At 31.1% G+C, this 16,531-nt stretch carries 13 protein-coding genes, 2 rRNA genes and 1 other annotated feature; all 15 genes read right to left on the minus strand.

Annotation, left to right across the window (positions count from 1 at the left end; genetic code table 11):
* Positions 1-306 precede the first annotated feature (306 nt).
* Complete coding sequence (locus tag BM120_RS05575) at positions 307-2,718, minus strand: helix-turn-helix domain-containing protein (protein ID WP_091993956.1); 2,412 nt, start codon at positions 2,716-2,718, stop codon at positions 307-309.
* A gap of 623 nt (positions 2,719-3,341) precedes the next feature.
* Complete coding sequence (locus BM120_RS05580) at positions 3,342-4,112, minus strand: TatD family hydrolase (protein ID WP_091993958.1); 771 nt, start codon at positions 4,110-4,112, stop codon at positions 3,342-3,344.
* Positions 4,112-6,052 (minus strand): methionine--tRNA ligase, encoded by a 1,941-nt coding sequence (metG, locus tag BM120_RS05585; RefSeq protein WP_091993959.1) that lies wholly within the window; start codon positions 6,050-6,052, stop codon positions 4,112-4,114. The genes BM120_RS05580 and metG overlap by 1 nt, the downstream gene beginning before the upstream one ends.
* 42 nt (positions 6,053-6,094) lie before the next feature.
* Positions 6,095-6,329, minus strand: a binding site (T-box leader).
* A gap of 56 nt (positions 6,330-6,385) precedes the next feature.
* The gene (locus BM120_RS05590; protein ID WP_177187383.1) at positions 6,386-6,814 is read right to left on the minus strand and encodes an Lrp/AsnC family transcriptional regulator; all 429 of its coding nucleotides are present in this window, start codon (positions 6,812-6,814) and stop codon (positions 6,386-6,388) included.
* 55 nt (positions 6,815-6,869) lie between these two features.
* Positions 6,870-8,306, minus strand: a complete 1,437-nt coding sequence (locus BM120_RS05595; protein WP_091993962.1) for a nicotinate phosphoribosyltransferase — start codon at positions 8,304-8,306, stop codon at positions 6,870-6,872.
* Positions 8,307-8,769: 463 nt separating this feature from the next.
* Positions 8,770-9,462, minus strand: a complete 693-nt coding sequence (locus tag BM120_RS05600) for an LrgB family protein (protein ID WP_091993963.1) — start codon at positions 9,460-9,462, stop codon at positions 8,770-8,772.
* 14 nt (positions 9,463-9,476) lie between these two features.
* Positions 9,477-9,815, minus strand: a complete 339-nt coding sequence (locus tag BM120_RS05605; protein WP_091993965.1) for a CidA/LrgA family protein — start codon at positions 9,813-9,815, stop codon at positions 9,477-9,479.
* Between the two features lie 177 nt (positions 9,816-9,992).
* Positions 9,993-10,832 (minus strand): 16S rRNA (cytidine(1402)-2'-O)-methyltransferase, encoded by an 840-nt coding sequence (gene rsmI / locus BM120_RS05610; protein WP_091993966.1) that lies wholly within the window; start codon positions 10,830-10,832, stop codon positions 9,993-9,995.
* Between the two features lie 12 nt (positions 10,833-10,844).
* Entirely contained in the window at positions 10,845-11,594 is a 750-nt protein-coding gene (locus BM120_RS05615) for a tRNA1(Val) (adenine(37)-N6)-methyltransferase (RefSeq protein ID WP_091993968.1), read from the minus strand.
* 8 nt (positions 11,595-11,602) lie between these two features.
* Positions 11,603-12,490 (minus strand): PSP1 domain-containing protein, encoded by an 888-nt coding sequence (locus BM120_RS05620; protein ID WP_091993969.1) that lies wholly within the window; start codon positions 12,488-12,490, stop codon positions 11,603-11,605.
* Positions 12,490-13,428, minus strand: a complete 939-nt coding sequence (locus tag BM120_RS05625) for a DNA polymerase III subunit (RefSeq protein WP_091993971.1) — start codon at positions 13,426-13,428, stop codon at positions 12,490-12,492. The genes BM120_RS05620 and BM120_RS05625 overlap by 1 nt, the downstream gene beginning before the upstream one ends.
* A gap of 201 nt (positions 13,429-13,629) precedes the next feature.
* Complete coding sequence (locus BM120_RS05630; RefSeq protein ID WP_091993972.1) at positions 13,630-14,319, minus strand: dTMP kinase; 690 nt, start codon at positions 14,317-14,319, stop codon at positions 13,630-13,632.
* Positions 14,320-14,363: 44 nt separating this feature from the next.
* Positions 14,364-15,911, minus strand: coding sequence for an aminotransferase class I/II-fold pyridoxal phosphate-dependent enzyme (locus tag BM120_RS05635; protein WP_091993974.1), 1,548 nt, complete (start codon positions 15,909-15,911; stop codon positions 14,364-14,366).
* Positions 15,912-16,202: 291 nt separating this feature from the next.
* Positions 16,203-16,319: ribosomal RNA gene (gene rrf / locus BM120_RS05640) — 5S ribosomal RNA — on the minus strand.
* Positions 16,320-16,404: 85 nt separating this feature from the next.
* A 23S ribosomal RNA gene (locus tag BM120_RS05645) occupies positions 16,405-16,531 on the minus strand; the annotation flags it as partial.

Below are 16,531 nucleotides of genomic sequence, written 5' to 3' on the forward strand. Positions count from 1 at the left end.
TTTAGAAAAATAAAGCATTCCTTTTTTTATTTCATTGATTACAAATTTTAAAAAAAGAACTATTTTGTTAAACAATAATATCCTCTTAAATTATTTTGTTACCTTTTTTATTTTATTGATAATGCTTTCTACAAAAATAACCCCTTTTAAAATACACGCTTTTTAATTATTTGAAGCTACTTACACAAATCATCTAAATAAAAAACCGTAGGCAAAATAATTTTTCTCCTACGGTAACTCAAAAATCAGACTTTACAGGTCAATAATATTAGCGTTTTATTTACACGATAATCAATGTAAATCCATCTATACGAAATTGCCAATTTTTGTTATTCTTATAAATTTAATTTCAAATAAGCCTAATTTAATTTCAGTATCATATGTATCATGTATATCCACAAACTCAACATACAGGTTTGGCGTTATTTTTGAAGATATATATTCTTTCTCCTCTCTAGACAATTGGTTTGGTGCCCCCATATTCTTCCATTCCCTATAAAATGTTCCATTTTCAGAATGAGTAGATCTAGTGCTTATCTTATACCTTCCATGCAGACCAGATATTCTTATTTTGTATTTTTCGTGGGAGCTATTATAATTCATGACAACTTTATCTGACACCTTTTTAATATTTCTATGTATATCTTGATACAGCAAGCATAAGTATTCATCATCATCCTTGACAAAAAACACACCCGGCTCAGAATATATACATTCACCATTTATTTCAGAAAGAATTTTTTCAACATAAAAGCATGCATTATAAATTCCAAACTCATTGCTTAATTCATATTTCCCAATATACTCTTTTTTCTTCTTTTCAAACCTTTCTCTACTAGAAAACATACTATTGTAATACTTAACCGACGATATTCCCAATTTATTTTCCTGCATTTCAATATATGAATTTACCGCACATAAAGCAAACATTGATTCCCAATAATATCTAGATAATTTTTCCCATTCATAGTATAGATACATATCAGATATATAGACCTTATATCTTTTCTTTTCCTTCAACGAATTCACAAAGCTAATAATCTTATCAATATGATTTTTTCTTCTTACCAGAACACAGCTATTGTTTGATTTGTCAGAGTAAATATATGGATCCACTACACTAAATGACAATGAATCTACATCCAAATCATCATCTACAATACTCCTTACCTTTTCATATTGCTTACTTGATTTTATCAAATTCAAATCACCCATATGTATTCCTATTTTCTTATTTTGAAGCTTATGCCTTATTAATTTCCTTATTTTATTATAAAGATTTTTATTGTAATAATACTCCTCATCGTTTTTATAGTCCATCCAAACCCAGGGCATCTTTAGCTCAAATTTCCAATATTTTAATTTTGACACAGATATTATCTCAGAAATACTATTCAAAAATCGTTCTAAAGTCTTATAAGAAGCATTCCTCATATTGATTAAATCACTCTTGTCTTTTATATGCATAAACTCTAAAACGATTAATGGTTTCAAATTAAGATTTTCCAGCTTGTGAATATAGTACATGAATTTTGTAAAATCAATCCTTTCCTTACTGAACTCGTCATATACAAAATATACATTCCTATTGAACAAAAGTGATATAGTAACATAATCATATCTTAGTGACCTTTGAATAGTTTCAATTTTCTCTCTCCATCTATCACCAAATATATTTAAATTTACCACCCTCTTATTGCAATCCTCTACATAAAAACCACTCCTGTTTACATCAATATCATAATTTATACTTTCATCACTGTTGCTGCTTATAGCTCTATTGGTATCTTCACGTTCTTCAAAAATTTCATATACGACCTCTGATTCCAATATTGATGGCATATCTGCGTATTTGTAGTCTAGCTTTCTCAAGCATCTCATCTTTTTTCTAAACTGAGAAGGAGTTTCGTTCATATATTTTTTATAGTTCTCATAAAACGATTTTGAGCTCATAAATCCACACTCAGTCGCAATCTCCAAAATACTCTTATCAGAATCAATTAACCATTCCATTGATTTTTCGATACGTGCGAAAATATGACACTCTACAAACTTAACCCCCAATACCTTTTTATATATTTTTGATACATACGATGAATAATTGTTAAAATCACTAGATAATTGCCCAAGACTATATCCATTCTGTGGCTCTTCAAACATCAGCCTTGTATATTCAACCAGCTTTTTAGAAAACCAAATATCAATTTTTTCTTTTTCATCATTTGAGGCTTTTGATGAAAAGCTTTCAAATAGCTTTTTAAGCATATTTCTTACCAGCTTTACATACACATTTTCAGAAATGTTATCTTCTAAAATATACAAACATAATAATTCCTTCATCGTCGATATAAGCTCTTGATACTCGATACTATCCCTCTGAGCACTATCAAAGTCAAATGAAGCAATTGTTTTTGTAGAGTATGCATTAAGTGCAAATTCCAAATTTATATCAAAGTATAGAATCAAATTTTCTTGATTGCAATTTAACAACACTCGATATACCTTACAAGGATTAATAATATATAATTGCCCCTTATTCAAATTTATTTTCTCATCCATATAAACAATACTTATATTTCCATCTAGCACTAATATAATTCTATAGCCATTATCATTTAATATAACGCTATTCGCTCTATAGCTTGCAAATGAAAACGAATAATATTCAGATTCTATATCATTATTTTTAGGTGATATCTTATCATAAAATCCGACCATAATACTCTCCTTTTATCCCCATTTATAATAATTATCTAATTCCCCTTCTCTACTGTTTTTGTAAATTTTACTAGCTCTCCATATTAATAAATATGATTTGTAAGATGTAAATTGAATTTAACTAAAAATGATTAAATTATTTATTTGATTTTTTTCTTTTTTTAATCATTACTTAATTATATTAATCATAATAAAATTATGCCTTATTATAAAACATCCCAAACATATTTGCAACTTGTACTAATTTATGATAAAAGAATATTTTAAATGTATTTTTGCTTAAAAAATAATATTTTGCGAAAAAAAAATAGCATATTATTATGCTTATTTGTTAGTTTTATCTATTATTATAAAAATATTTTGTATTTCATTTCAATGATATCTTTTTTATTTTTTAATAAAAATATTCATTTTTCCACCTATTTTTTTAAAAAAAGTTATATTGCATGTAATATTTATTATAAAAATTCACATAATTTATAATTAAAGTTATATGAATAAAATATATCTATCGCCTATTTTTATAAAATAAAAATATTGTCAATAAATTCGAATCAATTTATTTTTATGAAAAAATACCATAGGCAATTTCACTTGCCCATGGCATTTTTTACGTTTACTTTCTATTTAATTCTAAAAAATTTCATGGCATTATCTTTTGTGACTCTACAAACCTCCTCATATGAGATACCTTTTTCAAGTGCTATCTTTTCAGCAACATATTTCACCATAGACGGGTCATTTCTTTTACCTCTAAATGGCACTGGTGCCATATATGGAGAATCGGTTTCGATAAACAACCATTCGAGAGGTATTTCTTTTGCAACTTCAACAGTTTTCTTATTATTTTTAAAAGTTACTGTTCCTGGAATTGATATGTAACAACCCAGCCTTATATATTCTTGTGCCAGCTCCAATGCGCCACTGTAGCAATGAAGAACACATCCAGTTTCTTTTGCCTTGTATTTCTTTATTATTTCAAAAGTATCGCCATGGGCATCTCTATCATGAACAATAAACGGAAGTCCAAGCTCATTTGCCAATTCAAGCTGTCTAATAAACCATTTTTTTTGATCTTCTCTAGGTGACAAATCATAATAATAGTCCAATCCTATTTCACCGATTGCAACTACTTTTTTATTGTTCTTCGCCCATTTTCTCAATGTTTCTATATCAGACTCGGTCATTCCAGATACATCGTGAGGATGAACTCCAACAGCACTATAAATAAAGTCATATTTATTCGCCAATTCTATTGCCGACTTTGAAGTTTTCATATCTGCACCTGGATTTACAACCAAATCTACTCCAGACTTTCTAATATATTCAATTGCAGCTTCTCTGTCTTCATCAAATCTGTCATCATTTAAATGAGCATGCGAATCAAAAAGCATTACCTCACCTCTGCTCCATCTTTGGCTCCAGTTGCCTGTGGAATAATCAAATCATCTCCATCATCACCAGCTGCCAAAATCATACCTTGAGATTCAACACCTCTCAGCTTTACAGGCTTCAAGTTGCATACTGCTATAACTTCTTTTCCGACCATCTCCTCCGGCTTATACCATTGGGCAATTCCAGATACAATCTGTCTCATCTCTGAACCAATTTTTATTTGAGATACTAGCAGTCTATCAGCTTTTGGATGAGATTCACATTTTACAATTTTTCCTACTCTTAGCTCTACCTTATCAAAATCATCTATTGTTATTTCATCCTTATGCACTAAAGGCTTTTCCTGATCCACTATTTTTTCAGCAAACAAATTTTCCAGTTCCTTTATTTCAGCTTCTACGTCAAGTCTTGGGAATAATACTTTTCCTTTATGAACCTTTGTTCCATCTGGAATCAAGCCGAACGTATCACAGCTTTCCCAGCTATATAGCTCCTCTTTACCTTTTATTCCCAGCTGATCAAATATTTCCATCGCAGTAGTTGGAAGAAGTGAACTAAACAAAGTTGCCGCCAATCTTATAGATTCACATAAATTGTAAAGAACTTTGTTTAACACGTCTTTATTGGCAGCATCCTTCGCCAAAGCCCAAGGCATAGTTTCATCAATGTATTTGTTTGTTCGTCTTACAAATTTCCAAATGCTTTCTAATGCTTCATGATACATCAATTCATTCATCTGTTTTTCAAAGTCCAATCTAACTTCCTTGTATAATTCGATCAAACTATCGTCAAACTCTGTCTTTGCAGAATTTTTTACCAATATTCCATCATTATATTTTTCAACCATTGAAACAGTTCTACTCACAAGGTTTCCAAGGTCGTTTGCCAGGTCAAAGTTTATCCTATTTACAAAGCTTCTATGTGTATAGCTACCGTCTTGACCAAATGAAAATTCTCTCAACAAGAAATATTTAAGTGCATCTACTCCATATCTTTCTATCATTGGACCTGGATAAACAATATTGCCCTTTGACTTACTCATTTTATCGTCAGCAAATAATATCCAACCATGACCAAATACCATCTTTGGAACTGGTATATCAAGTGCCATTAATAAAGCAGGCCAAATTATCGTATGGAATCTCACAATTTCTTTTGCAACTAATTGCACATTAGCTGGCCAATATTTATGGTAAAGTGTTTCATCATCACTCATATAACCCAAAGCAGTTATATAATTGCAAAGAGCATCCACCCAGACATAGATTACATGCTTTTCATCAAAAGGAACCTTTACACCCCAATCGAATGAAGTTCTAGTCACAGATAAATCTTCTAGACCTGGATCTAAGAAATTTTTAATCATTTCATTTTTTCGGCTTTCAGGTGCGACGAAATGTCCAGATTCAAATAAATCTCTTATTCTATCCTCATACTTTGATAGTCTGAAGAAATACGATTCTTCTTTGACTATTTTTGTTTCTCTACCACAGTCAGGACATTTGTTACCCTCTAGCATTTGAGACTCTGTCCAAAAGCTTTCACACGGAACGCAATAGTTACCTTCATAGGAGCCCTTATATATGTCTCCTTGTTCATATAATTTTGTGAATATCTTTTGAATTGCATCGGTATGCCTCTTTTCTGTAGTCCTTATGAAATCATCATTTGATATTTCTAGCTTCTCCCAAAGCGCTTTAATTTCAGCAATCTGTTCATCAAGAAAATCAATTTCCTTCATACCAGCTTCTTGAGCCTTTTTTTGAATCTTTTCACCATGCTCATCAGTTCCTGTAAGAAATCTAACATCATATCCACAAAATCTCTTAAATCTTGCAATTGCATCAGCAGCCACAGTCGTATAGGTGTGACCTATATGCAGTCTTCCACTCGGATAATATATTGGTGTCGTAATATAAAATGTTTCTTTTTTTGTCATAATTTTCCTCCTAAATAAAAAAGCTCGCTCCTATGAATTTACCATAGGGGCGAGCATTAGTCACGGTACCACCCTAATTATTGAACTATTATAATATAAAATTAAATTAATACAATCTCTCTTAGATTTAACGCATCATAAACGCACACCCTTATTTCTATAAAAACTTAGGCATGAGGCTCCAAGTCCATCTTCAATATTCCTACCGTATTGGCTCGCACCAACCACCAACTCTCTTAAACATCAGAACATATACTCTTCTCTTCACAGCCAGATATTTAATTTTGTATTTATTAATTGTATTTTATATCATTCTCAATAAAAAGTCAATTATTATAATATTGATTTGGCTTGAACCGGTGTTGAAAGTATAACTGAAGTTTTTGTTCTACCAAAATCCTTCAATCCGTCAATTACATTCTCTAACTCATCCATATTTTCAACTATTACTTTTATTAGAGAACTATCATCACCTGTGATATGGTGACACTCAACTATTCTATGATCGCATTTAACCTTTTCGATAAACGCATCATAAGCAGTTCCAGGAAGAGAAACATTTATAAATGCCTTAATAGCCCTTCCCATTGAATCAGGATTTATTATGGCTTTATAGCCTGATATAATTCCTGCTTCCTCTAATCTTTTAACTCTTTCTGATACCGCTGGAGATGTCAATCCCACTGCAATACCAAGATCCTTCATCGAAATTCTACCACTATCCTGTAAAATTTCAATAATTTTTGCATCTGTTGAATCCATTCTTTCTTCATAAGATTTTTTTGTCATTTTATCCACCTACTTTACATAAAATATATTAAAATTTCTTTTTAGAAGCCACCATATTGTTTTTCAGCTCCCAAAGCTTCTGAGATAAGTCCACTTTATAAATATGTGGATTTTTTATTCTTTTATATTGATCCCAAATACTTTGAAGCTCTTCTTTTGCATATTCCTTTATTTCATGTACTGTTTTTTTCTCTCTAACACATTTCCCGTCCTTAATCAGCGGAGCTAACATTTCTCTTATTGTGTATTTTTCAAAAATCTTCCTCTTCCAGGTATACACTGGGTCGAATATTTCCAAAGGAAGATTTTCATCAATTATTTCATCATTTAACATAATAAGATCGGCTTCAGCCTTTCCATAAATATTGTATATTCTCACAACCTTCTTATATCCAGGATTGTTGATCTTTTCGGGGTTTTCAGAAATCTTAATCTTTGGTATCAGCTCCCCTTCTCTTGATGCAGTGGCAGCTAGCTTATAAACTCCTCCCAACGAAGGATAGTCATATGAAGTGATAAGCTTTGTTCCAACCCCCCAAGAATCTATGCAGGCACCTTCTTGCTTCAATGAAGTTATCATATACTCATCAAGGTCATTTGAAGCAGTTATCTTGGCATTCGGATAACCGGCAGCATCTAAAAGCTTTCTTATCTCTCTGGATAAGTAAGTTAAATCCCCTGAATCAAGTCTTACCCCTATCGGTTCATATCCTCGTTCTCTAAGCTCATCAAATACCGTAATGGCATTTTTTATGCCACTCTCCAAGACATTATATGTATCAATAAGCAATAGGCAATTATCTGGATAAATCTCCGCATACGCCCTAAATGCATCTAATTCTGTATCAAATTTTTGCACCCAGCTATGTGCATGAGTTCCTGCTACAGGCATATCAAACATTTTTCCCGCCAATACATTAGAAGTGGCAGCACATCCTCCGATAACCGCTGCTTTTGCACCATACAGCCCAGCCTCTGGTCCCTGAGCACGTCTTAATCCAAATTCCAAAACCGCATCTCCTTTTGCCGCATTACAGACTCTTGAAGACTTTGTAGCTATTAAAGACATAAAATTTATAATTGATAAAATCGCTGTTTCTACCAATTGAGCCTGATATAGAGGTGCTTTTACTGTCAACACAGGTTCATTTGGAAACATTATACTACCATCTTCTACTGAATAAATATCTCCTGTGAATTTAAAATTTTTTAGGAAATTTAAAAAATCATCATCAAATATATTCAAAGCTCTTAAATATTCAAGGTCGGTATCAGAAAATTTAAGATTCTCAATATACTCCACAACTTCATCCATTCCAGAAATAATCGTATACCCACCATCGCAGACATTTTTTCTAAAGAATACATCAAAAACTGACATATCGTTGTGGTTTCCACTTTTGTAATATCCATTTATCATAGTTAATTGATATAAATCAGTCAACATGGTTAAGTTTCTTGACATTTTTCTCTCCTTGTCTACTAAAAATCCCCCCAAAATACTATACCTTATAATATTAAGTGATTTTAACTAAGTATATTTTATCATAACTTTAATGAAAATACCATTTTATTTATTATTTCTCGAAAATAATCGATAAAAATAATATAAAAAATATCTTATTATTAATGAAAATGTATTCCTTATTTAAAGTTGTTTTCTTTAGAATAATATTTTTTTTGGTAAAAATCAAATTTTGGTTTAAAAAAAACTTTTTTTAATATAAACAAAAAAATGAAGTATTGTTGATAAATACTTCATTTTTATTTTTGTTAATTCATAAAATTCGGAAAATTGTTATTAATATAAAAAATATCAAAAAATTTCTTTATTAATATTTTTATATTTTTGGCAATGTTTTATTAATTTACAAGTAATACGAGCTCCGATATATTTATTAAATCGAATTATTTTAATAATATTAAAGCTATATTAAACTTGCAAACATAGAAACAGAAAAAACTGTTAAAATTCCTGAAACAGCTAGAGACAAACCACTTATCGCACCTTCTAATTCTCCTATTTCCATAGCCTTAGACGTTCCCAATGCATGAGAGGATGAGCCATATGCAACACCCTTAGCTATCGGATGTTTAATATTAAATTTTTCTAAAATAAATTCTCCCATTATATTTCCAATTAGACCAGTTATTATAATTATTGCTACAGTTATTGATACAACTCCATCTAACTGCTTTGAAATAGCCATTCCTATGGCAGCAGTTATTGACTTTGGCAATAAAGTTACATACTCTTGATGTCCAAGCTTAAAAGCTAGCGACAATACAAATACTGTTACAGCACTAGAAATTATCCCAGAAATTATTCCGGACATAATTGCCAACCAGTTGTTTTTTAAATGTTGAAGCTCCTCATATAATGGAATTGCTAGACAAACAGTCGCCGGTGTTAATAAAAAACCAATGTATTTTGCACCCTTATTATAGGTGTCAAAATCTATATCAAAAAATACCAAAATTCCGATTACTGCCATTCCAGAAATCAAAATAGGATTTGCCAAAGGATGCTTCAATTTTCTTTTCAATAAATTACCCATATAAAATGTAATTATAGTTAAAATTATACCAAAAAACACTGAGCCAACTATAGCTTCTTTCATCATATCATCTCCATCTATTTAATTAGCTTTTCTGTAAATTTACCAGAAACAACCATTACAATAATCGTTGAAACAAAAGTAATAACTGCCACCGGAATTATAATCGGATACAATCTATCCCATGCTGTTACCAAGCCAACTCCTGCTGGCACAAACATTATCGGCATGTATTTTATCAACATCTTACCTACATAATCTACACTCTCAAGCTTTATAGTCTTTGTCATCAATAGCAAAAGCATCAGCAACAAGCCATAAATACTTGATGGTACCGGAAAAGGCAAAAATCTATGCATCATTTCGCCAGTAAAACTGATAAGTGTTATAATTAGCACCTGCTTAAATAATTTCAAATATATCACCACTCAAAATAAATTTGACGCACCATAATAAATGCGTCATATACATTATATCAAACTATGGATATTATTCAACCATCTTTAAGAAATAATCATATTATTCTCGAAATAATTTTATCACTTTCTACAGGTCTAAGGCTTGCTTATAAACTTTATTTTTGTTTTTTCTTTTTACAGGTCTAAAGCTTGCTTATAAACTTCATTTTTGTTTTTCCCTCTATCTTTTGCTACCTTTTTTATAGCATCCTTTTTTGAATACCCGTTCTCAATTAATTTACAAACATAGCTTCTATCATCAAGCTCTTCATATTCATTATTAGCCTCGCTATTCTCACTTAGCTTGTCGCCATCTAATATTATTATGTATTCCCCTCGTGGTTCATTCTTTTCATAATATTCGATAGCCTCCTCTACAGTAATCCTCATATATTCTTCATATTTCTTCGTCAATTCCCTGCATATTGCAATTCTTCTATTGCCTAGACAGACATTGATCAGCTTTAGAGTGTCTTTGATTCTATGAGGAGACTCGTAAATTATCATCGTTCTCTTTTCATTTTTTAACTCTAATAATCTTTCTTTTTTTCTTTTTTTGTCTCTTTCCAAGAAGCCCTCAAATACAAATTTATCAGTATCCATTCCAGACCCAATCAATGCAATAACAAAGGCACTGGCACCAGGTAGAATTTCGATATCAATGTTATTGTCTATACATTCTCTTATAAGCTCTTGTCCTGGATCGGATATCCCTGGCATACCGGCATCACTTACAAGCGCTATATCAAAATCTTCCTTTAATTTTTCAATTAATACCTGCCCCTTTGAATTTTTGTTATGCTCATGATAACTGGTAAGAGGCTTGCTTATCTCGAAATGATTTAATAATTTTATTGTATGTCTGGTATCTTCAGCAGCGATTAGGTCTACTTCTCCAAGAATACGCAAAGCTCTAAAGGTAATATCTTCTAAATTCCCAATTGGCGTAGGACAAACAAAAAGCTTTCCACTCAAGATTTCCACCTCCTATTCAGTCACACTAACATTTGAGTATATATCTAAAATTTCTTTGGTATACCTATCATCGTCTCCATATACATATAATGGCTCTAAGATTTTTGATTCCGGCTTTGCATTTTTTACATACTCCATCAAAACCAATTTTGGTGCCTTACCAGCTTTCGAATGCACAAATCGAATAAGCTTTGGCTCTAAATTATACTTTCTTCCATAGCATATCATATCCACCAGCCTAAGAGGTCTATTTATCATAAAGAATCTGCCATTTGGCTTTAAAAGGTATGCAGCACCTTTGATTACATCCTCCAAGCTGCACAAAACTTCATGTCTTGAAATTGCTTTTTTATCATTTTCGTTTATCAATCCATTTGAATGCATATATGGGGGATTTGATACTACCACATCATATCTATTTTTCTCAAATATGCTCTGGACACATTTTATATCGCATTTTACTATTTCGATTTTTTCTTCTAATTCATTGAGTGATACAGATCTTCTTGCCATATCGACCACCTCATCCTGTATTTCCACTCCTGTAATTCTTTTAGCATTACTCTTTCCCGAAAGTAATATAGGTATAATCCCTGTACCAGTTCCCAAATCTATTACCTCTGCATTATTTTTTATCTTGCAGAAATTTGCAAGTAATACAGCATCTATTCCAAAGCAAAATCCATTTGTATTTTGAATTATTTTTAAACCCTTGAACTGAAGATCATCAATTCTCTCATCTTCAAAAATATCGACATTCATATATACCTCTATTTATCCTGCTCTAGCTTTTTTAACTCTTCTAATGTTTCAGAATCTAAACCATCGGCTATACTGTTATCTTTTTTGAATGACTTTATAACTACATAATCACCCTGAGACAAAACTCCAACACTTTTATCCTCATACTCCACTTTTATGTTTTCAAGGAGATAATTCGATTCGATTACCTTAGCATTTCTATCACTAAATAAATCCTTTACTATCCAGCCAGCGGCTGGCATCTTTTTTATTGCCTCATTGTATCCCTTTGCTTCATATTTTAAGCAACAAAATAATCTTCCACAAACACCCGAAATTTTTGCTGGATTAAGTGAAAGCCCCTGATCCTTTGCCATCTTTATCGAAACGGGCATAAACTCTCCAATCCATGTTGCACAGCATAGAGCTCTGCCACAAGGACCGATTGCATTAATTATCTTCGCTTCATCTCTAACGCCGATTTGTCTCAATTCAATTCGTGTCTTAAAAATCGCAGCCAAATCCTTGACCAGCTCTCTAAAATCTATTCGACCTTCTGCTGTAAAATAAAATATCAACTTATTTCTATCAAAGGTATATTCACAATCTATTAAAAACATATCCAAATTATGCTCTTTTATTTTTGTCTCACAGATTTCAAATGCGTCTTTGGTTTTTATTTTATTGTCCGCATAGACATCCTTGTCTTCTGAAGTTGCCAATCTTATAATCGGCTTTAAAGGATTGACAATATCTTCTTCGGGAACAAATTTGGGCTCTATTACTACCATGCCAAATTCAAGCCCTCTCGAAGTTTCAACTATTACATCATCACCTATACTTAGTTCTAATTCTGTGGGATCGAAGTAATAAATTTTACCCACAGGCTTGAATCTAATTCCTACTATTTGTACCATTAATTCACCACCTTATAAAAGCTATCTGCCATTGAATTCATTGTCGTATTAAAATTACAATTGGCATTTATTTTCTTCTCTGTAGCTATGACTACATCCATTAATTTCCCAAGCTTTGACAAACTAATTTTTGATGAAAGTCTATTAACAAATTCTTTATCCTCTTTGTTTATTATCAAGTCAAAATTCTTAGTTTCTCCAAAAACTATCATATCTCTCATATATAATTTAATAAATTCTATAAAAAAAGCAATCTGGGAGCTATAGCCTTTGAGATATTCACTTGTTCTGGAAAGCTCGAAAATATCTCTCCTATCAATAGCATTGCTCAAAATATTTTTTACAATATTTCTAATTTCGATAATTTCCTCATTTTGAGAAGTTTCCAGCGCTCTTTTTATGCTTCCTCTAGAAAGAATTGAGGAAGCCTTTGATATTTCTTCTTCCATTTTTCTAGAAATTAAATACCCGTGTACTTCAGAAATGCTCAACGGAGAAAATTTAATATCCAAACATCTCGACCTTATAGTTTCCAATAAAGCTTGCTCATTTTTAGTTACAAGAATTATTATACCATAACTTGACGGTTCTTCTAAAGTTTTTAATAAGGCATTCTGAGCCTGCAAAGTCATTTTTTCAGCATCGTTTATCAAATATATCCTATAATCACTTATTGGATTTAGATTTATACTTGAATTGATACCTCTAATTTTATCTATTTTTATACTATTTTCCGATTTTTCTGGCTGAATAAGTTCAAAATCTGGACTATTATCAACACTAACGCCGAACAACCTACTGGCAAATGCATTGGCCATCATGCGTTTTCCAATACCTTCTGGTCCAGAGAATATATAAGCATTAGACACATTATTCGATTTTATTATATGCTCTAGCATATTTTTTTCTCTTTTATGACCAATTATATTTTCAAACATTTTCTCCCCCCTTTCATTATCTATATTTTTTTATTATCTATTTTTTCGTTTTCGAATTTCTATTTTCTCTATTTATCTATCTAGATTTTATGTCCTTTAGCTATTAGCCATTTATCTTTCCAGTTTTTATACTATTTTTATATTATATTTTTATACTATCTTTTATGTCATTTTTTGTACAATTATTTTTGTGTCATTATTTTATTTCAGATGATTTGATATTTTTTCAATAATACTACGATGTATCTCATCTACACTTTTCATTTCTCCCAATTCGTCTACGCAGTCTACTATATTCCATAAATATTTTTCAGCAACATATTTTGAATTTATATATGTTCTCTCCAAGTATCCTTTATCCCTTTCGTGAATATCTTTTTCTGACTTATTTGTGAATTTATTTTTTCTTGTTTCGATTAGCTTTTCAGTTATATCGACTGGAACATCCAGAAAAAAAATCTCATCTGGAGTTGGTAACTTGTATATTCCAAATTCAAAATCATACAACCAATTCAAAAATTTGTCTTTTTCCTCATTATCGTTCATTTTTGAAGCTTGATGAACCATATTCGACGTAGTGTATCTGTCAGCAATGACAATGCCTCCACTTCGATAAAAATCTTCCCATTCAATTTTATAGGATGCATACCTGTCAAGTGCATAGAAGGTAGATGCGATATAAGGATCAACATCATCAGCTCTTTTACCAAAATCACCTCTTAAATACATTTTTACTACGGATGACGCTTCAGATTTATAGTTTGGAAACTCTACTTTAATAACTTTGTATCCCTTATTGTTTAAATACTCATACAATAATTGTGATTGAGTCGCCTTTCCTGATCCATCGGAGCCACTCTCTATAACAAACAATTTACCATTCTTATTCATTAAAATCTCCTTTATTACAATAATATGTACTTTATTATTTTTATTTAACTTAAATTGCAAGCTACAATCTGTATTTTTGAAAAGTCCCCACTCAGCATTCCATTGATTTCCATATTTATCTCTCTAGCTTTTACAATAAAATCAACGATTTCTTTGCTGATTATTTCACCTGGAGCAATAATACAAATCCCTGGAGGATATGGTATGATGAACTCTCCACACACTTTTCCAACTGATTTTTCAATATCAATGGATTCCTTAGTAGCATCAAATGCCTCTCTAGGAGAAAGTCGCCTATATGGGATTGCTGAAGGAAAATTTAATTCAATTTTTTTGCTCTTCTTTAGTGACTTTATACTGTCATCACTTCCGTGCTTGTCCTCCGAATTATCATAATTAACTTTTTCATCATATCCAAAGAAACCATCATACTCATAATTATCATCTGAATTTAGAATAAACATATTTTTCTTAACTATATCATTCATAGCATCATACATCAAATCAAAATCCTTCTTTATATTACAAATACTGCATAACATCAAAATCCCATAGTAATTTGACATTTCAACTTGAATATTATATTTATATCGCAACAATTTTGCAAAATCATGCCCATTTATACCCTTGTCTATTGTATTTATAAATATCTTAGTTGGATCAGATGTATCGAAAATTTTATAATTTTTCACCTTTCTTTTGAAGATATAGATATTATTTAAAAGATCTTCCATTAGTTTTTTCCCAAATTTTTCTGTCTGCTCAACACAAATTTCAATACTCGACATAAGCAAATATGATGGACTTGAGGATTCAAATATATTAAGTGATGAAGATAGCTTCCCCATTTCACTCTTATTTATCCTATTTCTATTAACAAGCAATACAGATGCCTGAGTAAAACAAGGCAGTGTCTTGTGTAAGCTTTGTATGACGAAATCGGCACCAAAATAAATACTTGATTTCGGAAAAATATCATGAAGATTAAAATGTGATCCGTGAGCCTCATCCACTATTACTCTCATTTTATATTCATGAGCTTTGGCAATAATGTTTTCTATATCAAAAACCATTCCATAGTATGTCGGTCTAGTAATAATCACAACACTCGCATCTTTATTGTTTTCAATTGCCTCTATATATTCACGTTCTTCGATTCCAATAAACACTCCTTCTTTTGATATATTTTCTTTCACAAAAATTGGTTTTAAATCTGAAACCAGACACGAATTATAAACAGATTGATGACAACCTCTATTTAATATTATTTTATCACCTTTCTTAACACTGCAAAATATTGAAGATTCAATTCCACAGGTACTACCATTAACCAAATATATCAAATCATAGTTATCTGACTTCGGAAACAATATTTTTCTAGAATTTATCTGAGATTGCTTAATTATACCTTTTGGATTATGTAGGTTGTCAGTACCATAAATTTCTGTTGTGTCAAACTCATAAATATCTGAGAAGAATTCTTGATATTCTAGCTTTCTTGGCAATCTCCCATATTTATGACCTGGCATATGAAAAGATACGATATTTTCTTGTCTAATTTTATTTATTGCATCATAAATAGTTTTATTCATATTTCCACCTCGTCGTTAATAAATCATAAATATTTTTGTTTATATTTCTGCTTTATTTTTATTGTATCACTATTTTGTTTTTATTGTATCACAAATACTCTCATTTATGCTTTAAAGTAATAGTTTTTATATTATATTCCATATTTGCAATTTACAAATTAGATATTTTTTACTTTTAATTTCATGTTGTATCTTTCAATTTCTTTTACATTATATTCCATATTCGTCATTAGCAATCAATGTTTTTTAACTTTTTTATAAAAAAAACTCTAGCATAAGCTAGAGCTAATCACGTGGCTACGTCCTATTCTCCCAGGCAGCTTCCCACCAAGTACCTTCAGCGCTAAGGAGCTTAACTTCTGTGTTCGGAATGGGAACAGGTGTATCCTCCTCGCTATAATAACCACATATTTAATTGAAGTTTTTATATATCATCATATAAATATGATAGCTTGTACCTTCAAAGCCGAATATATTAGCTTCCATCTATTCCTTGGTCAAGTCCTCGATCTATTAGTATTAGTAAGCTAAATACATTGCTGCACTTACACCTCTAACCTATCAACCAGGTAGTCTTCCTGGGATCTTAACCTTGCGGTGGGAAATCTTATCTTGAGGTG

Origin of the sequence: Peptostreptococcus sp. D1, assembly GCF_900112955.1 — a bacterium.
GTDB lineage: Bacteria > Bacillota > Clostridia > Peptostreptococcales > Peptostreptococcaceae > Peptostreptococcus.